This window comes from Paracoccus sp. T5 (assembly GCF_048538155.2).
Classification (GTDB): domain Bacteria; phylum Pseudomonadota; class Alphaproteobacteria; order Rhodobacterales; family Rhodobacteraceae; genus Paracoccus.
The window spans coordinates 535,771-558,328 of sequence record NZ_CM135809.1; the positions used below are offsets into that span (position 1 = coordinate 535,771).

Consider the following 22,558-nt stretch of genomic DNA (forward strand, 5'->3'; position numbering starts at 1 on the left):
TCCGCAAGCGGTGTACGCCCTGTGCACACCCAGTGCCTTGGCGGTGCATGCGCCGTGCGGGCACGGGCCCAGCGATTCCTGGCCACGCCCGCCGATCCGCCCCCGCCCGTTGCGCCCGGCACCGCGCGTTGCGCTAGAGCGCGTTGCGCGGCATCGGCAGCGCGCCGGTGTCATAGGGGGTCCAGTCCGCGATCTCGGGATAGAACTGCCGCCGCCAGGCGCGCACGCGCGGGTTCATCCGCCGCCGCCACAGGGGCGGCACCATCGCCACCATGGTCATCACCGGATAGCCGTGGGGCAGTTGCGGCGCCTCGTCCGCGCCATAGGTCTGCAGCAGCGGGAACCGGCGGTCGGGCTTGGTGTGATGGTCCGAATGGCGCTGCAGGTTGATCAGCAGCCAGTTCGTCGCCCTGTGGCTGGCATTCCAGCTGTGGCGCGGCCGGACAGGCTCATAGCGGCCGTCGCCCAGATGCTTGCGGGTCAGGCCGTAATGTTCGACGTAATTGGTCAGCTCCAGCTGCCACACGGCGATGAAGGCTTGGAAAAGGAACAGGAAAACCCCGATCCAGCCCCCCAGAACCGCGGCCAGGGCCAGCATCCCCAGCTGCAGCGCCCCATAGCGCCAGAAGGGGTTGCGCTGGTCCCATGGGCCGCGCCCGGCCCGCGCCAGGAACCGCGTCTCGGCCACCCAGGCACTGCGCGGTCCCTCTGTCAGCACGCGCCGGAAAAACCCGTAGAACCCCTCGCCATAGCGCGCCGAGACCGCGTCGCGCGGGGTCGAGACCCAGGAATGATGCACCAGCAGATGCTCGGTCCGGAAATGCGAATAAAGCACCGAGGCCAGCAGCAGGTCCCCCAGCCAGCGCTCGGCCGGGGTCTTCTGGTGCAGCAGCTCATGGGCATAGACGATGCCGATGCTGCCCGACAGGACGCCGATGCCGAAGAAAAGCCCAAGTTTTTCAAGCCCCGACAGGTGCCCCGTCGCCTGCACGTACCAGATCGACCCGAAGATCGCGGCAAATTGCAGCGGGAACCAGATGATCGTGACGGCCCGGTGCCAGAACAGTTGGTCGGTCCCCGTTTCGGGGTCAGGGTTCGCCTCGTTCAGGCCCAGGATGCCGTCCAGCGCCGTGGTCAGGTACCAGGCATAGGCCGGGATCAGCGCCCACCACCCGCCGCCCCGCCAGGCGGCCAGCACCACCAGCGGGATCATCAGCACCGACAGCCAGAAGGGCGCGGCGGCGGGCAGGTTGGGGGTGCGCGACTCACTCATGGCGGGAATGCTACGCCGCGATCTCGCCCTGCGCCATATCCCAGACCTTGCGCATCAGCCCGGGCAGCGCCTCGCGGTCGATCTGCCGCAGGGGCACAAGCTCTCCGCGTTCGGGATTGCCGGTCAGCTGGCCGCTCATCACCCGCAGCGTCAGGCTGAAATGGGTAAAGACGTGGCGCACCTGCCCGATCTCGCGCCACTGGGCGGGACCCGGCGGGGGCAGGTCGCGCCCGTCCCACCGGGCCGAGGGAAAGGCCAGCGTCCCGCCCAACAGCCCCTTGGCAGGGCGATGTTCCAGCAGCAGCGCCTGGCCCTGGCGGGCGACCCAAGCCACCCCCTCGCGCTCGGGCTTGGGCGCCTTGGCCAGCTTGCGCGGCAGCTCGGCCGCGATCCCCTGCCGGCGCGCCTCGCATTCGGTCTGGACCGGGCAGATGACGCAGGCCGGACTGCGCGGCGTGCAGATGGTCGCGCCCAGATCCATCATCGCCTGCGCATAATCGCCCGGGCGTTCGGTGGGTGTCAGCTGGCCTGCCAGCGCCGTCAGCTGCGGCCTGGCGCGGGGCAGGGGGGTATCCACCGCGAACAGCCGCGCGACGACGCGCTCGACATTCCCGTCCACCACGGTTTCCGTGCGACCGAAGGCGATCGAGGCGATCGCGGCCGAGGTATAGGGGCCAATTCCCGGCAGCGCGGCCAGCCCCTCGCGCGTGTCGGGAAAACCTCCCCGCGCGGCCACGGCGCGGGCGCAGGCCAGCAGGTTGCGGGCGCGGGCGTAATAGCCAAGCCCCGCCCATTCGGCCATCACGCGCGCATCCTCGGCCGCCGCCAGGTCCTGGACCGTCGGCCAAAGCGCGGTGAAGCGCAGGAAGTACGCCTTGACCGCTGCCACGGTGGTCTGCTGCAGCATCACCTCGGACAGCCAGACGCGATAGGGATCGGCGGGCGGCCCGCCGGGCGGCACGCGCCAGGGCAGGGTGCGGGCATGGCGGTCATACCAGGCCAGAAGGTCGGGGGCGATCACCTTGCTGTCACGCAATTATGTGGCCTCATCGGGGTCGGCGCGCTTTCATCCGGGCGGAGGGCTGGCTAAGGATATGGGTGTGATAGCAGATCAGGCAAAGATGGCCCAGACACCCCGCACCTCGTCACCCTACGGCACCTCGGGTCCTGCCCGAAGGCGCAGCCGCGGTTTCCAGGCGGCGGCCTCGCTGCTGGCCGACCGGGTGCAGAAGGCGGCTGAGGGTCGGGGCTTTGCCGTCGCCCGCCTGCTGACCCATTGGGCCGAGATCGCCGGCCCCCAGCTGGCCGCCGTGACCCGCCCGGTCCGCATCAGCCACAGCCGCGGCGGCTTTGGCGCCACGCTGACATTGCTGACGACAGGCCCGATGGCCCCCATGGTCGAGATGCAGCTGCCCCAGCTGCGCGAACGGGTGAACGCCTGCTATGGCTACAATGCCGTCCAGCGCATCACCCTGACCCAGACCGCCGCCACCGGCTTTGCCCAAGGCCAGGCGCGCTTTTCCACAGCCCCGCGCGCGCCCAAGGCGCCCGATCCGGCCAGCGCCCGTCAGGCCGACCGCGTCGCGCGGCAATTCGACGACCCGACCCTGGCCGAGGCGATGGCCCGGCTGGCCCTGAACGTGGCCAGCCGCCAGCCCCGCAGCACCCCAGATCCCGAACCGCAAGATTTCTGAAAGGACTTCCCATGTTTCTCCGCTTTGCCGCGACCGCGCTTGCCCTGACCCTGGCCCTGCCGGCCGTGGCGCAGGATGCCGCGCCCGAAACCCCGGTTGAAACGCTGCCCGATATCGCGCTGGGGGCCGAGGACGCGCCGCTGACCATCATCGAATATGCCAGCTTTACCTGCGGGCATTGCGCCAATTTCCACAGTGACGTCTTTCCGCAGCTGAAGGCGGATTACATCGACAGCGGCCAGGTCCGCTTTGTCCAGCGCGACATCTACTTCGACCAGGTGGGCCTCTGGGCCGGGATCCTGGCGCGCTGCGGGGGTGACGACAAATATTATGCCGTTTCGGACATGCTGTTCGACGAACAGAAGGAATGGCTGTCCGGCGGGTCGGGCGACGAGATTGCGGCCAACCTGCGCCGCATCGGCCTGAAGGCGGGCATGACCGAAGAGCAGATGACGGCCTGCTGGGACGACACCGCCAAGGTCGAGCAACTGATCGCGACCTTCCAGCAGAACGCCACCGCGGACGAGGTCGAGGCGACCCCGACCTTCATCATCGGCGGCGAAAAGGTCTCGAACCAGCCCTGGGACAGCATGAAGGGCATCATCGACGCCAAGCTGGCCGAGGCCCCCGCGCCGGCCGAATAAGACCGGTCGGTCCGGCAGGCCCCGGGCCCGCCGGACGCCTGGGCCGTTGCCTTTTGCCAGGACGCGCCGCTACTCTGCGGCGGCAGGCGTGGCAGAGGGACGGTTCGTCATGTTCAGGGAATTCAAGACTTTCATCGCCCGCGGCAATGTCATCGACCTTGCCGTGGGCATCATCATCGGCGCGGCCTTCACCGGCATCGTCAACTCGCTGGTCGCCGACCTGATCAACCCGGTCCTGGGCCTGCTGACGGGCGGCATCGACTTTACCGACCGCTACCTGGTCCTGTCGGGCAGCGTGGCCAACGGCTCCAGCCTGGCCGTGGCGCGGCAGTCGGGGGCGGCGATCCTTGCCTATGGCTCCTTCCTGATGGCGGTGCTGAACTTTCTGATCATAGCCTGGGCGGTGTTCGTGCTGGTCAAGGTCATCAACCGGATGCAGTCGGCCGCCTTTCAGAAAGAGGAGGCGGAGGAGCCCGCCGTCGGCCCCAGCCAGGAAGAGCTGCTGGCCCAGATCCGCGACCTGCTGGCCGACCGCGCCGCCCGGATCTGAGGCCTTTCGGTGCCGGCGCCATCGCGCCGGCCACCTTGTCAGTCGGCCAGCAGCCGGTCCGGCGTCACTGCGTCCAGGCCCAGGGCCTCGCCCACCGGGGGTGAGGTCAGCTGCCCCTCATGGGTCGACAGTCCCGCCCGCAGATGCGGGTCGTCCGTCACCGCCTGCCGCCAGCCCTTGTCGGCCAGAGCCAGCAGATGCGGCATCGTCACGTTCCCAAGCGCCTGCGTCGAGGTGCGCGCCACCGCGCCCGGCATGTTGGCCACGCAGTAATGGATCACGCCGTCGATCTCATAGATCGGGTCCTGGTGGGTCGTCGCGCGCGAGGTTTCAAAACAGCCGCCCTGGTCGATGGCCACGTCCACCAGGACCGCGCCCTGGGGCATGGTCGACAGCTGTTCGCGGGTCACCAGCTTGGGCGCGGCGGCCCCCGGGATCAGGACGGCGCCGATCACCATGTCGGCGGTCCGGATCAGTTCGGCCGTGGCGGGGGCGCTGGCGAACTGGGTGGTCAGCTTGCCCATAAAGATGTCGTCCAGATAGGACAGCCGCGGCACTGACCGGTCCATGACCGTCACATTCGCGCCCATGCCCACGGCAACGCGGGCCGCCGCTGCGCCCACCACGCCGCCGCCGATGATGACGACATTGGCGGGCCGGACGCCCGGCACGCCGCCCATCAGCACGCCGCGCCCGCCATTGGCCTTCTGCAGCGCCCAGGATCCCACCTGCGGGGCCAGGCGGCCGGCGACTTCGGACATCGGCGCCAGCAGGGGCAGGCCGCCCTTGGCATCCGTCACGGTTTCATAGGCGATGGCGGTCACGCCGCTGTCCAGCAGGTCGCGGGTCTGGTCCGGGTCGGGCGCCAGGTGCAGATAGGTGAACAGGATCTGGCCCTGGCGCAGCATCTTGCGCTCAACGGCCTGCGGTTCCTTGACCTTGATGATCAGTTCCGCCTGGTCGAAGACCGCGGCGGCATCGGGGGCGAGGGTCGCACCGGCCGCCTGGTAATCCCCGTCGGTGAAGCCCGCGCCCAGGCCGGCGCCGGTCTGCACGACGACGCTGTGGCCGCGCCCCACCGCCTCGGCCGCGGCGGCCGGCGTCAGGCCCACGCGGAATTCCTGCGGCTTGATCTCTTTCGGGCATCCGATCTTCATGGCTCTCTCCCTTTCCATGTTTCCTCCATCTTGGCAGGGCGGCGCCGAAAGGTGCTGCGAAGATGGCCTGCATCGGGGACGAAACCGCGAAGAAGCTGCTGGAACTGCGTCAGGAAATCGAAGAACCTGCCGCCATGGCCGACCTTGACGCAATAGACCGCCGGATCCTTGTGCTTCTTCAGAAGGAGGGGCGAATCAGCAATGCCGAACTGGCGGTGCGGGTGCACCTGTCGCCCTCGGCCTGCCACCGGAGGGTCCAGCGGCTGGAGGAGGCAGGCGTCATCTCGGGCTATGTGGCGCTGCTGGATGCACGCGCGCTGCGGCGCCAGACCACTGTCTTTGTGGAGATCACCTTGTCGGGACAGGCCGACGAGGTGCTGGACGCCTTCGAACGCGGCGTGCGGACCATTCCCGACGTGCTGGAATGCCACCTGATGGCCGGCACGGCCGATTACCTGCTGAAGATTGTGGTCGAGGATACCGACGATTTCGCCCGCATTCACCGCCAGCACCTGGCCCGCCTGCCGGGGGTCGCGCAGATGCATTCCAGCTTTGCCCTGCGGACGGTGTTCCGGACCACGGCGATCCCCGTCTGATCATAAGAAAACCCCCGCGACACGGGGTCACGGGGGTTTTCGGATTACGCTGATCGCGTCGCCTTACAGCGCGCCTTCGCGCTGTGCCTTTTTACGGGCCAGCTTGCGGGCGCGGCGAACGGCCTCGGCCTTTTCACGGGCTTTCTTGACCGACGGCTTCTCGAAATGCTGCTTGAGCTTCATTTCGCGGAAGACACCTTCGCGCTGAAGTTTTTTCTTCAGGGCACGAAGCGCCTGTTCGACGTTGTTGTCGCGAACATTGACCTGCATGTGGTTGTCACCACCTTCCTAGGTTAGAGTTGATAGATTGCAGGAAGCGTCCCCCTAACAGAAGCGGGCGGCCCTGTCCAGAAGAGGTAAGCCATGACCCAGACCGACCGCGACGCGCTGCTGGATGCCGCGCTGACCCATGTGCCCTTCGAGGGGATGAACGACCGTGCCTTGGCCGCCGGGGCCCGCGACATCGGAATGTCGCCCTCGCTGATCCGGGTGCATTTCCCCCAGGGCGGCGCCGGTCTGGCCGCGGCCTATCACCGCCGCGCCGACGAGGCGCTGCGCCGGTCGCTGGGAGAGACCCCGCTGCAGGGCCGGTTCCGCGACCGCATCTCTCAGGCGGTCTGGCGCCGGCTGGAACTGGTGGACCCGGAACTGGTGCGGGCGGGCGCCGCGACGCTGGCGCTGCCGCAGAACGCGGCGCTGGCGGCGCAGCTGGTCTGGGAAACGGCCGACGTCATCTGGACCGGGCTTGGCGACAGGTCGCAGGACGTGAACTGGTATTCCAAGCGTGCCACCCTGACGGCCGTGATCTCTGCCACGGTGCTGTTCTGGCTGGGCGACGATTCCGAGGGGCGCCAAGACACCCGCGCCTTCATCGACCGCCGCATCGACGGCGTGATGAGCATCGAGACCGTCAAGTCCCGGCTGCGCAAGCTGCCCGGGGCCGAAAGCCTGGGCCGCGCCGCCTTTGGCTGGATCAAGGCGCCGCGCGCCCGTGCCCTTCCCGGAAAGACGCGATAAGGAAATCCCATGTTCCCCGACCAGATGACCGCGATCGAGATCGCATCTCCCGGCGCGGCCGACCAGCTGCGCCAGACCACCCGGCCCGTGCCGGTGCCCTGCCATGACCAGATCCTGATCAAGGTCGCCTATGCCGGGGTGAATCGCCCCGACGTGCTGCAGCGGGCCGGCAGCTATGCGCCTCCGCCCGGCGCCTCGGACCTGCCGGGGCTGGAGGCCTCGGGCGAGATCGTCGGCATGGGCGCGGGCGTCACCCGCTGGAAGAAGGGCGAACAGGTCTGCGCCCTGGTGCCGGGGGGCGGCTATGCCGAATATGTCGTCTGCCATGCCGACCACGCGCTGCGCATCCCGCGCGGCCTGACCCTGCGCGAAGGTGCCTGCCTGCCCGAAACCGCCTTTACCGTCTGGTCCAACGTCGTGCAGCGCGGCGGCCTGACCGGGGGTGAGCGGTTCCTGGTGCATGGCGGCACATCGGGGATCGGCATGATGGCGATCCAGATCGCACATGGCCTGGGCGCGCGTGTCTTTGCCACCGCCGGCAGCGAAGAGAAATGCACTGCGATCGAGGCCCTGGGCGCCACCCCGATCAATTACCGCACCCAGGATTTCGTCAAGGTCCTGAAGGAGGCCGGCGGCGCCGACCTGATCCTGGACATGGTCGGCGGCAGCTATATCCCGCGCAACATCAAGGCGCTGGCGCTGGACGGGCGGCTGGTGATGATCGCCTTTCTGGAGGGGCCCAAGGTCGAGCTGAACTTTGCCCAGATCATGGTGAACCGCCTGACCGTCACCGGGTCCACCCTGCGCCCGCAATCGGATGTCGCCAAGGCGGAACTGGCCGATGCGCTGCGCAAGCAGCTGTGGCCGATGATTGCGGCAGGCTCGGTCGGGGTCACCATCGACAGCGAATTCGCGCTGGCCGAGGCTGCCGACGCGCATCGGCGGATGGAAAGCAGCGACCATATCGGCAAGATCGTGCTGCAGGTGGCTGGCGGCTGAGGCCACGGGCCTTAGCGGACGGCCTCCATCAGCACCTTGGCGCGGCTGCAGTCGCTGCGTGCGTCGGGGGCACAGTCGCGCGGGTGCAGGTCGCGGGTCAGGCAGATGCGCACCTCAGCCAGGGACCGGTTGCGGCAGGTGACCGTCACGCCGTCGGCGGTCAGGTCGGGATTGGCCTCCAGAAACGCCTCCTCGACCAGGGTGGGGTCCAGCGTGATGTCGCGATCCAGCCGGTCCAGAACCTGCGGGACGGCGATCCGGTCCAGGGCGTTGCGCGTCGCGTCGTAATAGGCGCTGGCGGGCAGCCCGCTGCAACGGCCGTGCTTTTTCCACTGGTGCCAGGCCAGCCCGCCGGACCCTATGATGTCGTTCATCGCCTGGCTTTCGCGGCGCGACGGATCGCGTTCGGCCGTGGCGCAATCGCGGGGCCAGCCGCGTTCGTTCTGGGGCCAGAGCCCGTGGACGGTGAAGCCCCGCCCGGTGCCGTCGCGGCATTCCGGCGCGGCCCGGTCGTCGCCCGTGCTGCTGCACCAGCCGGGCTGCCAGCTGAGCGCCAGGACGTAATAGTCGAACTGCCCGGCGATGTCGCGCGCCTGGGACGGGCCGGCGAAAAGCAGGGTGGCAAGGATCAGGGCAATCAGGCGCATCGGGCAAGGATAGACGGGCAGGGGCCGCCCCGCATCCGCAAACTTTCCGAATCCTCTTTTCCCCGCGCGTCGAAAACGCTATATGACCCGGCAATTCCCCCCGAAAACGAGGAATGGCGTCAGCCGAAGCCGTTTTTCCGGCCAAGCCGCCCATGTTCGGGGCATACGAGACAAGCGAAGGAGACTGACATGAGCAAGCCGCTGATGGCCAAGGCCACCGCCGTCTGGCTGGTCGACAACACGACGCTCAGCTTCAAGCAGATCGGCGACTTCTGCGGTCTGCACGAGCTTGAGGTCCAGGGGATCGCCGATGGCGACGTCGCCGCCGGCGTCAAGGGCTATGACCCCGTCGCCTCGAACCAGCTGGACGCCGAAGAGATCAAGCGCGCCGAGGGCAGCCCGGCCTATCGCCTGCGCCTGAAGCACAATCCCGCCGCCGATGGCGAGGAAAAGCGTCGCGGCCCGCGCTATACGCCCCTGTCCAAGCGCCAGGACCGTCCGGCCGCTATCCTGTGGCTGGTCAAGTTCCATCCGGAGCTGCAGGACGCGCAGATCGCCAAGCTGGTCGGCACGACCAAGCCCACCATCGCCTCGATCCGCGAGCGGACCCACTGGAACATCCAGAACATCCAGCCGATCGACCCGGTGGCCCTGGGCCTGTGCCGCCAGACCGAGCTGGACGCGGCCGTGCAGAAGGCCGCCAAGAAGCGCGCCGCCGAGGGCGTGGTGATGACCGACGACGAGCGCCGCAAGCTGGTCAGCACCGAGACCTCGCTGTCGATGTCGGATGAGCCGCGGCTGCCCAGCTCGATCGCGGGCCTGGAGAACTTCAGCCTTAATCGCGAAGAAAAGCGCCCGGAGCCCGCGCGCGATGCCGACAGCTTCTTCAACCTGCCCGATGCGGGCGAGGATGACGAGGACGAGGACGACCAGCGCTGAGGACGCGGCCGTCAGATTCTCATGAAAAAAGGCCGGCGCAATGCCGGCCTTTTGCATTCGGGGCAGGTGAAGGTCAGTGTCGGACCGACTTGCCGCGGATCATGCGATAGATCGCGATCAGGATGCAGGCACCGATCACGGCGACGATCAGCTGGCCGATCAGGCCCCCTGCGGTCGTGCCCAGAATGGCGCGGAACAGCCAGTTACCGATCAGCGCGCCCAGGATGCCCAGGATGATGTTTGCCAGCAGGCCATGGTCGCCCTTCATGATCTTTTCAGCGATCCAGCCGGCGATGGCGCCCAGGATGATGGAGAGAATCCAGCCGTAACCTTCCATGGAAATGTCCCTTTTCGTGTTTGCAGTGGCCGCACCCGCAGCGACCTGTCGCATCGACAATGCCCGAGGCCCCGATCCGTTCCCGCGGACCGGGGCCCCGTGATACGACTGTGGGAAAAGGGTCACACCGACAGGCAGATGTACTTCATCTCCAGATAGTCGTCCATTCCGTGGCGGCTTCCCTCGCGGCCCAGGCCGGACTGCTTGACCCCGCCGAAGGGCGCCACCTCGGTCGAGATGATGCCGGTGTTCACGCCGACGATGCCATATTCCAGCGCCTCCTGCACGCGGGTAATGCGGCCGATGTCGCGGGCGTAGAAATAGGACGCCAGGCCGAAGATCGTGTCATTGGCCTTCCGGACGGCCTCCTCCTCGGTCTCGAAGCGGAACAGCGGGGCAAGAGGACCAAAGGTTTCCTCGGTCGAGACCTTCATCTCGTCCTTCACGCCGGTCATCACCGTGGGTTCAAAGAACAGCCCGTCCTTGCGCTTGCCGCCGGTCATCACCTCGCCGCCGCCGTCCAGGACGTCGCGGATATGCTCCTCGACCTTCTCGACCGCTTTTTCGTTGATCAGCGGGCCGGTGGTCGTGCCCTCCTCCAGCCCGTCGCCGACGCGCAGCTTGTCGACCGCCGCCGCCAGCTTTCTGGCAAAAGCGTCATAGACGCCCGACTGGACATAGATGCGGTTGGCGCAGACGCAGGTCTGGCCGTTGTTGCGGAATTTGGACGCCATCGCGCCGTCGACCGCGGCATCCAGATCGGCGTCGTCGAAGACGATGAAGGGCGCGTTGCCGCCCAGTTCCATGCTGCACTTCATCACCTGGTCGGCCGCCTGGCGCAGCAGGATGCGCCCCACCTCGGTCGATCCGGTGAAGGTCAGCTTGCGCACCTTGTGGTTCTCGCAGAATTCCTTGCCGACATCGCTGGCGCGTGACGAGGTCACCACCGACAGGATGCCCTTGGGCAGGCCCGCACGTTCCCCCAGAACCGCCATGGCCAGCGCCGACAGCGGGGTTTCCGCGGCGGGACGCGCGACGAAACCGCAGCCGACGGCCAAGGCCGGCGCGGCCTTGCGGGCGATCATCGCATTGGGAAAGTTCCAGGGCGTGATCGATCCAACGACGCCGATGGGCTGGCGGATGACGGTCAGGCGCTTGTCGGCCTGGTGGCCGGGGATCGTCTCGCCATAGACACGCTTGGCCTCCTCGCCGAACCATTCGACAAAGCTGGCGCCATAGGCGATCTCGCCCTTGGCCTCGGGCAGGGGCTTGCCCTGTTCGGCGGTCAGGATGCGGCCCAGGTCGTCCTGGTTCTCCATCATCAGGTCGTACCAGCGGCGCATCACCTGGGCGCGCTCCTTGGCGGGACGGGCGGCCCAGTCCTTCATCGCGGCCTCGGCGGCGTCGATGGCGCGCCCGACCTCGGCCCGGCCCAGGTCGGCCACCCGGGCGATCACGTCACCGCGTGCCGGGTTCGTGACCTCGAAGGTCGCGCCGCCATCGGCGTCGACCCATTCGCCCCCCACGAAGGCGCGGGTCTCCAGCAGCGAGGGGTCGCGCAGCAGGGTCTTCAGGTCGGTGGAATGCTTGGTCATGATCGCTCCTCTGACGGCGGCGCGCATAGATGACCACGCGCGGGCGCGCTTGTCAAAACGCGGCCGCCGCTCACGCGCGGGGCAAGCGGATGTGATCGGCACGCCGGGAACAGGGGGGCGGTTCCGGATGTTCAAGCTGCGATCGACCTGACCACGGGTCCCCACAAAAACAGGAGTTTATCATGCGCAAGCTTTTCCTGACCTCCGCCGTCGCCGCCCTTGGCCTTTCGGGGGCCGCCATGGCCCAGACCACCGCCACCGCCGCGACCGACCTGAACGTGCGTTCGGGTCCCGGCGTCCAGCACGAGGTGATCGGCGCCATCACCGCTGGCAACGAGGTGGATGTCCGCGGCTGCATCGACAGCGCCAACTGGTGCGAGGTCAGTTCGGGCGACCTGCAGGGCTGGTCCTATGGCGACTATCTCAACGTCACGGCCGGGGATGAGGTCGTCTCGCTCTATCCCAACCGCCAGACCGTGGGCGTGACCATCATCGAAGCCCCGGCCGAGGCCGAGAATGCCGGCCAGAACGCCGCGGTCGGCGGACTGGGGGGCGCGGCCATGGGCGCGCTGATCGGTGGCCCGGTCGGTGCCGTGGCGGGGGCCGCCATCGGCGGGGGCGCCGCTGCCGCCGCGACCGAGGAACCGGCGCCCGAAGTCACCACCTATGTGACCTCCAACAGCGTCCAGCCGGTCTATCTGGAAGGCGAGGTCGTGATCGGCGCGGGCGTCCCCGAGACGGTGAATGTCTATGAAATTCCCGAGCAGCCGCAGTACCGCTATGCCCAGATCAACGGACAGACGGTTCTGGTGGATCCGAACGACCGCCAGATCGTTTACATCTATCGCTAAGCTGTCCCTCTTGGCGATCTCTGGGGGCGGTGCGCTAAGTCGCGCCGCCCTTTTTCATGCGAAACGGCTGGACCAGCAGGGCTGCAGGTCGCCCTCCATCGGCTGCGCTGCATGAATCCCACGGGCAATGGCCCGGGCCAGCACGCAGGCCGCGGCATGACCCAGCCTGAAACCATCCGCCACCGGATCGGCCAGCGGCCGCGCAGCGGTCGAGGCCGCAAAGACCAGATCGCCGTCCAGCGGCGTATGGCTGGGCACCAGCGCGCGGGCCAGGCCGTCATGGGCGGCTGTCGCCAGGCGCTGCAGCCCGGCCTTGTCCAGGGCTGCGTCGGTGGCGACGATGGCGATGGTGGTCGCCTCCCCAAGCCGCTTGGCGGGGCGGGGCTCGTCGGCGGCGGGGAACTGCGCGGGCAGGCCCAGGCCGCCGAATTCGCCCTCCAGCTCCCAAGGGGCCGCCCAGAACTGCGGATGATCGCCCACGGTCGCGGCGCCGAGGGCATTCACCACCACCAGCGCGCCGACGGTCGCGCCGCAGGACAGCACCGCCGAGGCAGAGCCCAGTCCCCCCTTCAGGTTGCCCGTCATCGCCCCCGTTCCGCCCCCGACCGAGCCGAGGGAAAACTCGGCCGCCGCGCCCCGCAACGCCCTGCGGCCCAAGCCGAGGTAGGGATTGACGGCCCAATCCTTGGCGCCGCCGTTCAGCAGGTCAAAGACGATCGCACCCGGAACGATGGGCACCCGCGCCGCACCCACGGCGAAGCCGCGTCCTGCGGCATGCAGCGCCTCCATCACCCCGTCGCAGGCCGCCAGCCCGAAGGCCGATCCGCCCGACAAGACCAGCGCATCGACCCCGCTCACCAGCTTGTCGGGGGCCAGCAGGTCGGTCTCGCGCGTCCCGGGCGCGCCTCCCATCACCTTGACCGAAGCCGCGAAGGGCGCATCGGCGGTCAGGACCGTCACGCCCGATCGCAGGCCCGTATCCTGCGCGTTCCCGACCCGCAGCCCCGCCACATCGGTGATCAGGTTGCGCGGACCGGGCCTCATGCGCCGCCCACGGTCGCCCGCGCCTGCAGGGCGGCCTGCCGGGTCTGGGACAGGGTGGCGCCGGTGGTCAGCGCCTCGGGGTCCAGGCGCAGATCAATCACGGCCAGGCGGCCCGACAGGCGGGCGCGTTCAAAGGCGGGGGCGAAATCCTCGTCCCGCTCGACCCGTTCCCCGTGGCCGCCATAGGCGCGGGCCAAGGCGGCAAAATCCGGATTGAACAGGTCCGTGCCCGAGACGCGACCGGGATAGTGGCGCTCCTGGTGCATGCGGATCGTGCCGTAGCGGCCGTTGTTGGCGACGATGACGATGGGCGTGGCGCCGTATTGCGCGGCGGTGGACAGCTCGTTCAGCGTCATCTGGAGGCAGCCGTCCCCGGCCAGGCAGACGGCCATCCGGTCGGGATGCATCAGGCTGGCGGCGATGGCCGCAGGCAATCCGTAACCCATCGACCCCGAGGTCGGCGCAAGCTGCGTCCCGACCTGCCGCCAGCGGTAATAGCGGTGCAGGAAGGCCGCGTAATTGCCCGCGCCATTGGTCAGGATCGCGTCGTGGGGCAGGTGATCGGCCAGCCAGGTCACCACATGTTCCAGACGCAGGGCGCCGGGGGTGCGGCGCGGGGTCTGCCAGGCCTCATACTCCCGGCGCAGGCGCGTCCGCCACTCGGACCAGGGCGCGGGCGGGGCGGGCATGTCGGCCAGGGCCGCCACCACCGCGCGCGGATCGGCCGCCAGTCCGGGGTCCGGGCGCCACAGCTGGCCCAGCTGGTCCGGGTCGGGATGGACCAGCATCACGCGGGCCTGCGGGCGCACCGGGTCCATCAGCGCATAGCCATCCGTCAGCGTGTCCCCCAGGCGGGAGCCGAGCGACAGGATCACGTCCGCCTCGGCCAGGGCGCGCCCCAAGGCCGGGTTCATGCCCACGCCCAGGTCGCCCACGTAATGCGGCAGGCGGTTGTCCATCCGGTCCTGCCGCCGGAAGGGAACCGCCACCGGCAGGTCCCAAGCCGCGGCAAAGCGGGCGAGGTCATCGGCCGCCTGCTGCGACCACAGGCTGCCGCCCGCCACCACCAGCGGCCGGCGCGCTGTCGACAGCGCCCGCGCCAGGGTCGAGACCGATTCGGGCGCGACATGGGCCAGCGGCAGGCGGGCGGGCGCCAGGTCGGGGATGCAGGCCTGGCCCGACAGCATGTCCTCGGGCAGGGCCAGCACGACGGGGCCGGGGCGGCCTGCCTGCGCGACGTGAAAGGCGCGCGCCATGTATTCCGCGATGCGGTCGGTGCTGTCGATCTGCGCCACCCATTTCGCCAGAGGGCGGAACATGGCGCGGTAATCGACCTCTTGAAAGGCCTCGCGATCCTGGTGCCCGCGCGCGATCTGGCCGACAAAAAGGATCATCGGCGTTGAATCCTGGCGCGCGACATGGACGCCCGCGCTGGCATTGGTGGCACCGGGCCCGCGGGTGACGAAGGCCACGCCCGTCCGCCCCGTCAGCTTGCCCGTGGCCTCGGCCATCATCGCGGCGCCGCCCTCGTGGCGGCAGACGATATTGGCGATGCCGCTGTCATGCAGCCCGTCCAGCGCCGCAAGAAAGCTTTCCCCCGGTACCGAGAACACCCGCGTGACGCCGTTCAGGCGCAGCGCCTGGACCAGGATCTGCCCGCCATGCCGCATCCGTTCATCCTTTCGTGAATTCGATCTGGCGCACGCGGACATGCCGCAGCGCCTCGACCATGAAGGCCGTCATCAGGCCAAAGTTCAGCAAGCCGTTGGCCGCCGCCATGCCGCCAAGGATGCGCCAGTCCCGGGGCATCAGCACGTCGCCATAGCCAAGCGTGGTAAAGGTCACCAGGGTGAAATACATCGATTCCTCGAAGCTGGCGAAGACGCCCAGCAGATGGAAGGTCGCAGCCCAGAGCCAGACCGAGGCCGTCAGCATCGCCAGCACCGCAAGGCTGGTCGCCACCACGACCAGGACCAGCTTGGGCCGGTGCGGGGCGTGCATCAGCCAGCGGGACCAGCGGGCAAAGGCCGCCTCCAGCGCCCAGACCGCCTGTCCGGCGATCAGCACGCTGATCACCATCAGCACCGACCCGAAAGCGATCTGTCCCATCATCGCATGTCCCCCCGCCACAGTGCTAGCGCAGGGCGGGCCGGGCGCGCAACGGCACCTTTACACGGGCCTGCGCCGCACCTATCTGGCATGGTCATGGCCAAGGATGATGACAGCAGCAACTATAAGGTGATCGCCGAGAACCGGCGGGCACGCTTCGACTACTTCATCGAGAGCGATCTCGAGGTGGGGATCATGCTGACCGGGTCCGAGGTCAAGTCGCTGCGGACCGGCCAGTCCAACATCGCCGAAAGCTATGCCTCGGTCGAGGGCGGAGAGCTGTGGCTGATCAACGGCTATATCGCGGCCCTGGCCCGCGCCGGCGTCTTTGGCCACGAGGAGCGCCGCCGCCGCAAGCTGCTGGTCAACAAGCGCGAGTTGGCCCGGCTGTGGCAGGCCACCGCGCGCGAGGGGATGACGCTGGTCCCGCTGGTGATGTATTTCAACCATCGCGGCATCGTGAAGCTGAAGGTCGGCGTCGCCAAGGGCAAGAAGAACCACGACAAGCGCGAAACCAGCGCCAAGCGTGACTGGAACCGGCAAAAACAGCGGCTTCTGAAGCAGGGATAGCCCCCTGCGGCATTGCAGCCCCGCCTGCGCCCCTGTAGATCGGGGCGGCGCAAGCAAGGGGGGACATGCGATGCAGGACGATCCGAAGACACTGGTCTCGACCGATTGGCTGGCCGCCCATCTGAACGATCCCGACCTGCGCATCATCGACGCCAGCTGGCACATGCCCGCCACGGGCCGTGACGCCCGCGCCGAATACGACGCCGTCCACCTCCCCCATGCGCGCTTCTTCGACATCGACGCGATCAGCGACAAGCGCAGCGCCCTGCCGCACATGGCGCCCCCGGTCGAGATGTTCATCAGCCGGATGCGCGCCATGGGCATCGGCGACGGCCACCAGATCGTCATCTATGACAATTCCGATGTCCGCAGCGCCTTTCGCGTCTGGTGGACCTTCCGCCTGATGGGCAAGACCGACGTGGCGGTGCTGGACGGGGGCTTGGCCAAGTGGCAGGCCGAGGGACGCCCCGTCGAGGACATGCCCCCCATCATGCGCGACCGCCACATCACTGTGCAGCGCCAGGCGGCGCTGGTGCGCGACGTGACGCAGGTCGCCGCCGCATCGAAGCTGGGGGATCACGCGATCATCGACGCCCGCGCGCCCGAGCGGTTCCGCGGCGAGGTGGACGAGCCGCGCCCGGGCCTGCGGGCGGGCCACATCCCCGGCGCCCGGAACCTGCCCTTTGGCCGCCTGTTCAACGCCGACGGCACCATGATCGCCCCCGAGGCGATCCGCACCGCCTACGAGGAGGCCGGGGTGGATCTCTCCAGGCCCGCCATCACCACCTGCGGCAGCGGCGTGACCGCCGCGATCCTGTCCTTTGCGCTGGAACGGATCGGACACCGCAACCACTCGCTCTATGACGGAAGCTGGACCGAATGGGGCAGCTTCGCCGACCTGAACATCGCAACCGGAGACGCCTGAGATGCTGTCCAACCTCAAAGCCCAAGCCCCTGACAAGATCCTGATGCTGATCGAGGAATTCAAGGCCGACACCCGCCAGGGCAAGATCGACCTGGGCGTGGGCGTCTACAAGGACCCGCAGGGCGTCACCCCGGTCATGCGCGCGGTCAAGGCCGCCGAACAGCGCATCTGGGAAACCCAGACCACCAAGGCCTATACCGGCCTGGCCGGCGAGCCCGAATACCGCAGCGCGATGGCACGGATGGTGCTGGGCGACGTGCCGGCCGACCGGCTGGCCTCGGTCGCGACCGTCGGCGGCACCGGCGCGATCCGGCAGGCGCTGGAGCTGGCGCGGCTGGCGAATCCCGACGTGCGGGTCTTCGTGTCGAACCCGACCTGGCCGAACCACCTGTCGATCATGGCCTTCATGGGCCTGCCCTTCACCGAATACCGCTATTTCGACGCGGCGACCCGCGGCGTCGATTTCGACGGCATGAAGGCCGACATCGCGCAGGCGGGCCGGGGCGACATCGTCCTGCTGCACGGCTGCTGCCACAACCCGACCGGCGCGAACCTGACGATGGACCAGTGGGCGCAGGTCGTGGCGATCCTGGAAAAATCGGGGGCCATCCCGCTGATCGACCTGGCCTATCAGGGCTTCGGCGACGGGCTTGACGCCGATGCCGAGGCGACGCGCCTGGTTGCCTCGCGCCTGCCCGAGGTGCTGATCGCTGCGTCGTGCTCCAAGAACTTCGGCATCTATCGCGAACGGACCGGCATCCTGATGGCGCTGGCGGAAAACACCGCCGCGCGGGACCTGGCGCAGGGGTCGATGGCCTATCTGAACCGCCAGAACTACTCCTTTCCGCCCGACCATGGCGCGCGCATCGTCAGCACCATCCTGACCGATGACGCCTTGCGCGCCGACTGGGCCGCCGAACTGGAGGAGGTGCGCAACACCATGCTGGGTCTGCGCGACCAGCTGGCCGCCGAGCTGCGCGACCTGACGGGCAGCGACCGCTTCGACTTCATCGCGCAGCATCGCGGCATGTTCTCGCGCCTGGGCGCCAGCCCCGAACAGGTGCAGAAGCTCAAGTCCGACGCGGCCATCTACATGGTGGGCGATTCGCGGCTGAACATTGCCGGGTTGAACCGCGACACCGTTCCGGTCCTGGCCCGCGCGATCATCGACGCCGGCATCTGAGACGGGACCGGGGCGGTTCCGCCGCCCCGGTTTCTCCAGGCGCGCGGTCAGCGGCGGGACAGCCGCTGTTCGATATAGGTGCGCAGTTCCTCGACCTCGCTCCGGCAGTCGGTCATGGCCTCCAGCGCGGCCTGCCGGTCGGCTTGGGCTGTCGCCAGTTCCGCCTCGCGCTGCTGCAGCAGGGCTAGTGCGGCATCACGCTCTTCGCGGGTTTCGCGCAGCTGCCCCGCAAGGCGCTCCACCTCGTGCGGCGGGGCGCTGCCGGCGCGGGCGATGCGCTGGACCAGCCAGCTTGCGATCCAGCCCAGCAGGAAGGCGCCGAACAGGATCAGCGCGGTCACGGCAATGAATTCGGATCGTGTCATGGGTCGCTCGCTTCGTCCTGCGCCGCGGCCCGGTCCACAACCCCTTCGGGGCGGGCACCCGGTCGCGGGGTGGTGTCGTCGGCTGCCTGCACGGGCACCCTAAGGTTTTCCTCGCGCTCGTCCAGCGACTGGAACTCTTCGCTGACGCCCACGGTCAGCGGCACCATTCCCGGGGAATCGTTGCTGTGCGGCAGCTGCGGGCCCTGCATCTGCGGCGGCGGCGGGGCGGGCTGGGGCAGCTGGGGGCCCTGCATCGGGGGCATCTGCGGGCCCTGCAACCGGCCCGCGGCAAGAACCTCCATGTCGGGACCGGCCATCGGGGCGGCAGGCGGGACTTGGGGCGGCGCGCCGGTCACGCCGGATAGCGCGGCGGGCTGCGGCGGGGTGTTTGGCTGGACGGGGCGGGGCGACAGCAGGCGGAATTCGATCCGCCGGTTGGCCTCGCGCCCTTCCTCGGTTTCGTTGCTGTCCAGGGGCTGGCTTTCGCCATAGCCGCGCGAGGTCATGTTCGTCGTGTCGATCCCCGCATCCCGCATGGCGGCGACGATGGCCTGCGCCCGGCCGCGCGACAGTTCGGCATTGAATCCCTCCGACCCCTGCGAATCGGTATGCCCGCCCGCCTCGATCTGGAACTCGCCGCAGTCCGCCATGACCTCGGCCAGCTGCGACAGGGCGGGGGCTGGGTCGCCCGCGATCGAGGCCCGGCTGGGTTCAAAGCCGATCTCGCTTTCGGACATGATGCGGTTCAGCCGGGCGACACATTCCTCGCCATCGGGCAGTCCCAGCACAGGGTCCAGGCGTCGGTCATAGCTGATCGCCAGATCATAGCGCGCGCCGGGTCCAAGCCGTTCGGTCAAAAGGGCCACCGCCGCGTCGGTCGCATGGGGATCGCCTGACACGCCCCCAAGCGTGATCAGTTCGGGCGTCACCGCCACCTGTCCCGAATGCAGCGTGCCGACGGCCTCCAGCGCGGCGATCACGCGCACGGTCCAGCCCTCGGGCACCTGCGCATCGCTGCGCAGCCCGCTTTCCGCCACCTGGAAGCGCGATCGTGCAAAGCTGTCCACCGCCTGGCGCATCTGCGCGTCGGCAATCCGGCCGCGCATCGACAGCATTCCCGAATCGGTCAGGCTGGCGTCGAATTTGATCGGAACCGGCTTGTCGGTCTTTGCAGTCTCCAGCCGCGCCTCCAGCGCAAACTCCGCCGGCAGCGCCTGGCGCAGCTGCGCCACGACCTCGTCGAACTGCGCGCGCCCGACGCCTGCGCCGGCCCGCAGGCCGATCCGGGCATCCGACAGCGTGACCGCTCCCTGCCCCAGCTGCGACAGCGCCCCGATGGCCGCCACCGCCGCGTCCCCCCATGCGGGCGAGGGCGCCCCAAGCCCCAAGGGACAGTCCGCCCGCCCGATCAGCCCCGCCGCCCGCGCCGCCTCGGTGATCCGGGCGGCGGTCGGCTGGTCCTCGGCCACGCAGGCGTCCAGGCGCGTCCCCGAGGCGTTCATGACAAAGCGCAGCGCATAGGGCGAAACCACCGGCCGGGGCGCCGAGATCCGTGCCTGCAGCTTGACCCCCTCAGGGCGTGCCTTTTGCAGCGCAGCCTCCAGCCGGGCCTTGTCCTGGGCATTGTCGGCCAGTGCCACGACCGTGACCTCGCCCGGCGCGATCGAGATCTTGGCCGGTCCCGCCATCCGCAGCGCCTGCAAGCCAAAGCGCATCGCCGCCTCCCAAAGGGGCGGAAGGGGATAATCCGCGCTTTCCAGCAGGTCGGTCACTGGCACGGCCGCCCGTTCCCCGCGCAGGTCGCGCAGGATCGCGGCGCGGTCGGTCGCGGCCGGCACCAGCCCGATCAGCGAGATGCCCTGTTCGTTGCGCAGCAGCTCGATCTTGAAATCCGGCGGCGTCAGCGCGCCCACGGCCGCCACGGTTGTCTCGTCCAGGATGCGGCTGGCATCCACGGCGGTGGCGGCCTGGGTCAGGGCCCGAAACCGTGCGACCTCGGAAGGTGCGGTTCCGGTCAGGCGAACCTGCAGCCCGTCCGTCTGCACCCCGGCCCAGTCATGGACGGCGCCGGTCAGGGCGCGTTCCACATCCTCGGCCGTGCGCTCCTCAAGATAGGTCGCCGCCGTCTCGGCGCCGGCCCAGCAGAGCCCGCCCGCGCCGGCCAGAACCAGCACGGTCACCAAGGAGGTCGAGATTCGGCGGCGCGTTCTTGCCATGAGGAAAAGACCCGGGACTGTTGCAATTGCGCAACGTCTAGTGCCCCGTCCGGCCTCCTGCAATCACAGCAGCCCCGCAACGGCAAGAAACAGCGCAAGGATCAGCCCGGCATCGCGGTTGGACCAAAAGAGGCGCAGGCAGGTGCCGCCGTCATTGGGGCGAAAGTTCCGCAACTGCCATAGCAGGTGCAGGCCAAAGCCCAGCAGCCCCGCGAACGCGATCAGCAGGTTGCCCCCCGTCAGTGCGATGGCCACGGCCAGGACCGCCACCGACAGCAGCGCAAAGCCGGCAAGGATGCGCGGACTGCGGTCGCCGAAGAGGCGCGCGGTGGATTTCACGCCGATCAGGGCGTCATCCTCGACATCCTGATGGGCATAGATCGTGTCGTAAAAGATCGTCCAGGCGATGGCGCCCGCCCAGGCTACCACCGGCGCCGCGTCCACGCGCCCCATATGCGCGGCATAGGCCAGCATCACGCCCCAGTTGAAGGCCAGGCCCAGAAAGACCTGCGGCCACCAGGTGAACCGCTTGGCAAAGGGATAGATCGCCACCAGCACCAGCGAGGCGACGCCCATCCAGATCGCCGCCGGGCCAAGCGTCAGCAGGATCACCAAGCCGACCAGCCCCTGCACGATCAGCCAGGCATAGGCACCCCTCAGGCTGATCTGACCCGAGGGCAGGGGCCGCGACCGCGTGCGGGCCACCTGCGCGTCGAAGTTGCGGTCGGTAATGTCGTTCCAGGTGCAGCCCGCCCCGCGCATCACGAAGGCGCCGATGGTGCAGGCCAGCGCGATCCACAGGTCGAACCAGCGCGGGCCGTCCGCCATCATCGCCAGCCCGATCCCCCACCAACAGGGCAGCAGCAGCAGCCAAGTGCCGATGGGCCGGTCGGCGCGGCTCAGCCGCAGCAGCGGCCGGCTGGCCCGCGGCGCCAGGCGGTCCACCCAGTTCCCCTTGGGGGCGTCGAAGACGGCGTCTGGCCTTTCGGTCTGGCTTTGCATAGCGTCGGGCCCATCATGGCTAGGATCAGACTGTTCATAGATCACCCCTTGGTCGCGGGACAACCCGTCCCCTTGGACCCGGCGCAGGCGCATTACCTGGCGGGGGTCATGCGGCTGCGCGCGGGCGACGTGGTCACGGTGTTCAACGGCCGCGACGGGGCCTGGTCGGCCAGCCTGCTGGAGGCGGGCAAGCGTGGCGGCAGCCTGATGCCGGACGCCCAGACCGGCCCGCAGCGGAACCCGCCCGACCTGTGGCTGCTGTTCGCGCCGATCAAGAAGGCCCGCACCGACTTCATCGTCGAAAAGGCAGCCGAGATGGGCGCCGCCCGGATCCTGCCCGTGCAGACCGACCACACCAATTCCGAACGCATCCGCCAGGATCGGCTCCAGGCCCATGCCGTCGAGGCGGCCGAGCAATGCGGCGGCACCTTCGTGCCCGAGGTGGCGGATCTGGCGCCGCTGTCGCGGCTGCTGGACGGGTGGGACGGGACGCGCCGCATCCTCTGGGCGGACGAGGCCCGGGTCGGCCCCGCCGCCACCCTGGCCGAACTGCCCCCCGGCCCCTGGGCCATCCTGATCGGCCCCGAAGGCGGATTTTCTGCCGCCGAGCGGGCGCATCTGGGGCGCCTGCCCTTTGTCACCCCGGTCAGCCTCGGGCCGCGAATCCTGCGGGCCGACACGGCGGCGGTCGCGGCGCTGGCGCTGTGGCAGGCGGCCCTGGGCGATTGGCGCTAGGTCAAGCAGCAAGTCCATGCTGCGATGCGGCATAGTGTGGTGCGATTGCGACAGTTTTACGGCAAAAAGCCCCGCTTTCCCTGCGATTGCTGCATAGCGGCATTGTCGCT

General features: G+C 68.8%; 25 protein-coding genes. 12 read left to right on the forward strand and 13 right to left on the reverse strand.

The features are described from left to right. Window positions 1-133 precede the first annotated feature (133 nt). Together ACNR9W_RS02690 and ACNR9W_RS02695 are read right to left on the reverse strand one after the other, a co-directional pair. Window positions 134-1,273, reverse strand: a complete 1,140-nt coding sequence (locus ACNR9W_RS02690) for an alkane 1-monooxygenase (protein ID WP_419269172.1) — start codon at window positions 1,271-1,273, stop codon at window positions 134-136. A 10-nt stretch (window positions 1,274-1,283) separates the two neighbouring features. Next, window positions 1,284-2,309: an A/G-specific adenine glycosylase gene (locus ACNR9W_RS02695; RefSeq protein WP_419269170.1), complete on the reverse strand. Its 1,026-nt coding sequence runs from the start codon at window positions 2,307-2,309 to the stop codon at window positions 1,284-1,286. An 85-nt stretch (window positions 2,310-2,394) separates the two neighbouring features. Here ACNR9W_RS02695 and ACNR9W_RS02700 point away from each other — a divergent pair, with 85 nt between their 5' ends. The 3 genes from ACNR9W_RS02700 (at window position 2,395) to mscL (ending at window position 4,161) form a co-directional block, all read left to right on the forward strand. Then, window positions 2,395-2,967 carry a DUF721 domain-containing protein gene (locus tag ACNR9W_RS02700; protein WP_419269169.1) on the forward strand — a complete coding sequence of 191 codons (573 nt, stop codon included), beginning with the start codon at window positions 2,395-2,397 and terminating at the stop codon, window positions 2,965-2,967. A gap of 11 nt (window positions 2,968-2,978) precedes the next feature. Further along, window positions 2,979-3,611, forward strand: a complete 633-nt coding sequence (locus ACNR9W_RS02705; protein ID WP_419269168.1) for a DsbA family protein — start codon at window positions 2,979-2,981, stop codon at window positions 3,609-3,611. 109 nt (window positions 3,612-3,720) lie between these two features. After that, window positions 3,721-4,161, forward strand: coding sequence for a large conductance mechanosensitive channel protein MscL (gene mscL, locus ACNR9W_RS02710; protein ID WP_419269167.1), 441 nt, complete (start codon window positions 3,721-3,723; stop codon window positions 4,159-4,161). Between the two features lie 38 nt (window positions 4,162-4,199). Here mscL and ald read toward each other — a convergent pair whose 3' ends face one another. Beyond that, on the reverse strand, window positions 4,200-5,318 hold the full coding sequence (gene ald, locus ACNR9W_RS02715) for an alanine dehydrogenase (RefSeq protein ID WP_419269166.1): 1,119 nt from the start codon (window positions 5,316-5,318) through the stop codon (window positions 4,200-4,202). Between the two features lie 134 nt (window positions 5,319-5,452). On the opposite strand from ald, the gene ACNR9W_RS02720 reads away from it, so the two are divergent. Then, window positions 5,453-5,914 (forward strand): Lrp/AsnC family transcriptional regulator, encoded by a 462-nt coding sequence (locus ACNR9W_RS02720; RefSeq protein WP_419269411.1) that lies wholly within the window; start codon window positions 5,453-5,455, stop codon window positions 5,912-5,914. 63 nt (window positions 5,915-5,977) lie between these two features. Here the strand turns inward: ACNR9W_RS02720 and rpsU are convergent, their stop codons facing one another. Beyond that, the gene (gene rpsU / locus ACNR9W_RS02725; protein ID WP_081994671.1) at window positions 5,978-6,184 is read right to left on the reverse strand and encodes a 30S ribosomal protein S21; all 207 of its coding nucleotides are present in this window, start codon (window positions 6,182-6,184) and stop codon (window positions 5,978-5,980) included. A gap of 93 nt (window positions 6,185-6,277) precedes the next feature. Between rpsU and ACNR9W_RS02730 the strand changes: the two genes are divergently transcribed. After that, on the forward strand, window positions 6,278-6,931 hold the full coding sequence (locus ACNR9W_RS02730) for a COQ9 family protein (RefSeq protein ID WP_419269164.1): 654 nt from the start codon (window positions 6,278-6,280) through the stop codon (window positions 6,929-6,931). 9 nt (window positions 6,932-6,940) lie between these two features. Beyond that, window positions 6,941-7,930: an NAD(P)H-quinone oxidoreductase gene (locus tag ACNR9W_RS02735; protein ID WP_419269163.1), complete on the forward strand. Its 990-nt coding sequence runs from the start codon at window positions 6,941-6,943 to the stop codon at window positions 7,928-7,930. A gap of 11 nt (window positions 7,931-7,941) precedes the next feature. Here the strand turns inward: ACNR9W_RS02735 and ACNR9W_RS02740 are convergent, their stop codons facing one another. Next, window positions 7,942-8,577: a ribonuclease T2 family protein gene (locus tag ACNR9W_RS02740; RefSeq protein ID WP_419269162.1), complete on the reverse strand. Its 636-nt coding sequence runs from the start codon at window positions 8,575-8,577 to the stop codon at window positions 7,942-7,944. 189 nt (window positions 8,578-8,766) lie between these two features. Between ACNR9W_RS02740 and ACNR9W_RS02745 the strand changes: the two genes are divergently transcribed. Continuing rightward, complete coding sequence (locus tag ACNR9W_RS02745; RefSeq protein WP_111297668.1) at window positions 8,767-9,516, forward strand: DUF1013 domain-containing protein; 750 nt, start codon at window positions 8,767-8,769, stop codon at window positions 9,514-9,516. 73 nt (window positions 9,517-9,589) lie between these two features. Here the strand turns inward: ACNR9W_RS02745 and ACNR9W_RS02750 are convergent, their stop codons facing one another. Beyond that, window positions 9,590-9,853 carry a GlsB/YeaQ/YmgE family stress response membrane protein gene (locus ACNR9W_RS02750; protein ID WP_419269161.1) on the reverse strand — a complete coding sequence of 88 codons (264 nt, stop codon included), beginning with the start codon at window positions 9,851-9,853 and terminating at the stop codon, window positions 9,590-9,592. A gap of 122 nt (window positions 9,854-9,975) precedes the next feature. Next, window positions 9,976-11,448, reverse strand: coding sequence for an NAD-dependent succinate-semialdehyde dehydrogenase (locus ACNR9W_RS02755; RefSeq protein WP_419269159.1), 1,473 nt, complete (start codon window positions 11,446-11,448; stop codon window positions 9,976-9,978). A 182-nt stretch (window positions 11,449-11,630) separates the two neighbouring features. On the opposite strand from ACNR9W_RS02755, the gene ACNR9W_RS02760 reads away from it, so the two are divergent. Then, a complete protein-coding gene (locus tag ACNR9W_RS02760; RefSeq protein WP_419269158.1) occupies window positions 11,631-12,299 on the forward strand; it encodes a DUF1236 domain-containing protein in 669 nt (222 codons plus the stop codon). Window positions 12,300-12,353: 54 nt separating this feature from the next. Here the strand turns inward: ACNR9W_RS02760 and ACNR9W_RS02765 are convergent, their stop codons facing one another. Genes ACNR9W_RS02765 through ACNR9W_RS02775 form a run of 3 tightly spaced genes read right to left on the reverse strand, consistent with a single transcriptional unit; the run spans window position 12,354 to window position 15,455 of the window. Continuing rightward, on the reverse strand, window positions 12,354-13,343 hold the full coding sequence (locus tag ACNR9W_RS02765) for a P1 family peptidase (RefSeq protein ID WP_419269156.1): 990 nt from the start codon (window positions 13,341-13,343) through the stop codon (window positions 12,354-12,356). Further along, window positions 13,340-15,013 (reverse strand): thiamine pyrophosphate-binding protein, encoded by a 1,674-nt coding sequence (locus tag ACNR9W_RS02770; RefSeq protein ID WP_419269155.1) that lies wholly within the window; start codon window positions 15,011-15,013, stop codon window positions 13,340-13,342. The genes ACNR9W_RS02765 and ACNR9W_RS02770 overlap by 4 nt, the downstream gene beginning before the upstream one ends. 4 nt (window positions 15,014-15,017) lie before the next feature. Further along, entirely contained in the window at window positions 15,018-15,455 is a 438-nt protein-coding gene (locus tag ACNR9W_RS02775) for an ion channel (protein WP_458478605.1), read from the reverse strand. Window positions 15,456-15,548: 93 nt separating this feature from the next. On the opposite strand from ACNR9W_RS02775, the gene smpB reads away from it, so the two are divergent. The 3 genes from smpB (at window position 15,549) to ACNR9W_RS02790 (ending at window position 18,130) form a co-directional block, all read left to right on the forward strand. Further along, window positions 15,549-16,022 carry an SsrA-binding protein SmpB gene (smpB, locus tag ACNR9W_RS02780; protein WP_419269153.1) on the forward strand — a complete coding sequence of 158 codons (474 nt, stop codon included), beginning with the start codon at window positions 15,549-15,551 and terminating at the stop codon, window positions 16,020-16,022. A gap of 70 nt (window positions 16,023-16,092) precedes the next feature. Further along, the gene (gene sseA, locus ACNR9W_RS02785) at window positions 16,093-16,947 is read left to right on the forward strand and encodes a 3-mercaptopyruvate sulfurtransferase (RefSeq protein ID WP_419269152.1); all 855 of its coding nucleotides are present in this window, start codon (window positions 16,093-16,095) and stop codon (window positions 16,945-16,947) included. A gap of 1 nt (window position 16,948) precedes the next feature. Beyond that, window positions 16,949-18,130: an amino acid aminotransferase gene (locus ACNR9W_RS02790; protein WP_419269151.1), complete on the forward strand. Its 1,182-nt coding sequence runs from the start codon at window positions 16,949-16,951 to the stop codon at window positions 18,128-18,130. A 47-nt stretch (window positions 18,131-18,177) separates the two neighbouring features. Here ACNR9W_RS02790 and ACNR9W_RS02795 read toward each other — a convergent pair whose 3' ends face one another. From ACNR9W_RS02795 to ubiA, 3 genes are all read right to left on the reverse strand, one after another. Beyond that, window positions 18,178-18,495, reverse strand: a complete 318-nt coding sequence (locus ACNR9W_RS02795; protein WP_419269149.1) for a hypothetical protein — start codon at window positions 18,493-18,495, stop codon at window positions 18,178-18,180. Beyond that, window positions 18,492-20,675 (reverse strand): OmpA family protein, encoded by a 2,184-nt coding sequence (locus ACNR9W_RS02800; protein ID WP_419269148.1) that lies wholly within the window; start codon window positions 20,673-20,675, stop codon window positions 18,492-18,494. Before ACNR9W_RS02800 ends, ACNR9W_RS02795 begins: the two co-directional genes overlap by 4 nt. Before the next feature lie 99 nt (window positions 20,676-20,774). Further along, window positions 20,775-21,713 carry a 4-hydroxybenzoate octaprenyltransferase gene (gene ubiA, locus ACNR9W_RS02805; RefSeq protein ID WP_419269147.1) on the reverse strand — a complete coding sequence of 313 codons (939 nt, stop codon included), beginning with the start codon at window positions 21,711-21,713 and terminating at the stop codon, window positions 20,775-20,777. 15 nt (window positions 21,714-21,728) lie between these two features. Between ubiA and ACNR9W_RS02810 the strand changes: the two genes are divergently transcribed. After that, window positions 21,729-22,448 carry a 16S rRNA (uracil(1498)-N(3))-methyltransferase gene (locus tag ACNR9W_RS02810; RefSeq protein ID WP_419269146.1) on the forward strand — a complete coding sequence of 240 codons (720 nt, stop codon included), beginning with the start codon at window positions 21,729-21,731 and terminating at the stop codon, window positions 22,446-22,448. Window positions 22,449-22,558 lie beyond the last annotated feature (110 nt).

Bases quoted from the DNA above. Each gene is read 5' to 3' on its own strand.
- ACNR9W_RS02690 (WP_419269172.1), bottom strand. From the start codon at position 1,273: ATGAGTGAGTCGCGCACCCCCAACCTGCCCGCCGCCGCGCCCTTCTGG.
- ACNR9W_RS02700 (WP_419269169.1), top strand. From the start codon at position 2,395: ATGGCCCAGACACCCCGCACCTCGTCACCCTACGGCACCTCGGGTCCT.
- ACNR9W_RS02705 (WP_419269168.1), top strand. From the start codon at position 2,979: ATGTTTCTCCGCTTTGCCGCGACCGCGCTTGCCCTGACCCTGGCCCTG.
- mscL (WP_419269167.1), top strand. From the start codon at position 3,721: ATGTTCAGGGAATTCAAGACTTTCATCGCCCGCGGCAATGTCATCGAC.
- ald (WP_419269166.1), bottom strand. From the start codon at position 5,318: ATGAAGATCGGATGCCCGAAAGAGATCAAGCCGCAGGAATTCCGCGTG.
- ACNR9W_RS02720 (WP_419269411.1), top strand. From the start codon at position 5,453: ATGGCCGACCTTGACGCAATAGACCGCCGGATCCTTGTGCTTCTTCAG.
- rpsU (WP_081994671.1), bottom strand. From the start codon at position 6,184: ATGCAGGTCAATGTTCGCGACAACAACGTCGAACAGGCGCTTCGTGCC.
- ACNR9W_RS02730 (WP_419269164.1), top strand. From the start codon at position 6,278: ATGACCCAGACCGACCGCGACGCGCTGCTGGATGCCGCGCTGACCCAT.
- ACNR9W_RS02735 (WP_419269163.1), top strand. From the start codon at position 6,941: ATGTTCCCCGACCAGATGACCGCGATCGAGATCGCATCTCCCGGCGCG.
- ACNR9W_RS02740 (WP_419269162.1), bottom strand. From the start codon at position 8,577: ATGCGCCTGATTGCCCTGATCCTTGCCACCCTGCTTTTCGCCGGCCCG.
- ACNR9W_RS02745 (WP_111297668.1), top strand. From the start codon at position 8,767: ATGAGCAAGCCGCTGATGGCCAAGGCCACCGCCGTCTGGCTGGTCGAC.
- ACNR9W_RS02750 (WP_419269161.1), bottom strand. From the start codon at position 9,853: ATGGAAGGTTACGGCTGGATTCTCTCCATCATCCTGGGCGCCATCGCC.
- ACNR9W_RS02755 (WP_419269159.1), bottom strand. From the start codon at position 11,448: ATGACCAAGCATTCCACCGACCTGAAGACCCTGCTGCGCGACCCCTCG.
- ACNR9W_RS02760 (WP_419269158.1), top strand. From the start codon at position 11,631: ATGCGCAAGCTTTTCCTGACCTCCGCCGTCGCCGCCCTTGGCCTTTCG.
- ACNR9W_RS02765 (WP_419269156.1), bottom strand. From the start codon at position 13,343: ATGAGGCCCGGTCCGCGCAACCTGATCACCGATGTGGCGGGGCTGCGG.
- ACNR9W_RS02770 (WP_419269155.1), bottom strand. From the start codon at position 15,013: ATGCGGCATGGCGGGCAGATCCTGGTCCAGGCGCTGCGCCTGAACGGC.
- ACNR9W_RS02775 (WP_458478605.1), bottom strand. From the start codon at position 15,455: ATGATGGGACAGATCGCTTTCGGGTCGGTGCTGATGGTGATCAGCGTG.
- smpB (WP_419269153.1), top strand. From the start codon at position 15,549: ATGGCCAAGGATGATGACAGCAGCAACTATAAGGTGATCGCCGAGAAC.
- sseA (WP_419269152.1), top strand. From the start codon at position 16,093: ATGCAGGACGATCCGAAGACACTGGTCTCGACCGATTGGCTGGCCGCC.
- ACNR9W_RS02790 (WP_419269151.1), top strand. From the start codon at position 16,949: ATGCTGTCCAACCTCAAAGCCCAAGCCCCTGACAAGATCCTGATGCTG.
- ACNR9W_RS02795 (WP_419269149.1), bottom strand. From the start codon at position 18,495: ATGACACGATCCGAATTCATTGCCGTGACCGCGCTGATCCTGTTCGGC.
- ubiA (WP_419269147.1), bottom strand. From the start codon at position 21,713: ATGCAAAGCCAGACCGAAAGGCCAGACGCCGTCTTCGACGCCCCCAAG.
- ACNR9W_RS02810 (WP_419269146.1), top strand. From the start codon at position 21,729: ATGGCTAGGATCAGACTGTTCATAGATCACCCCTTGGTCGCGGGACAA.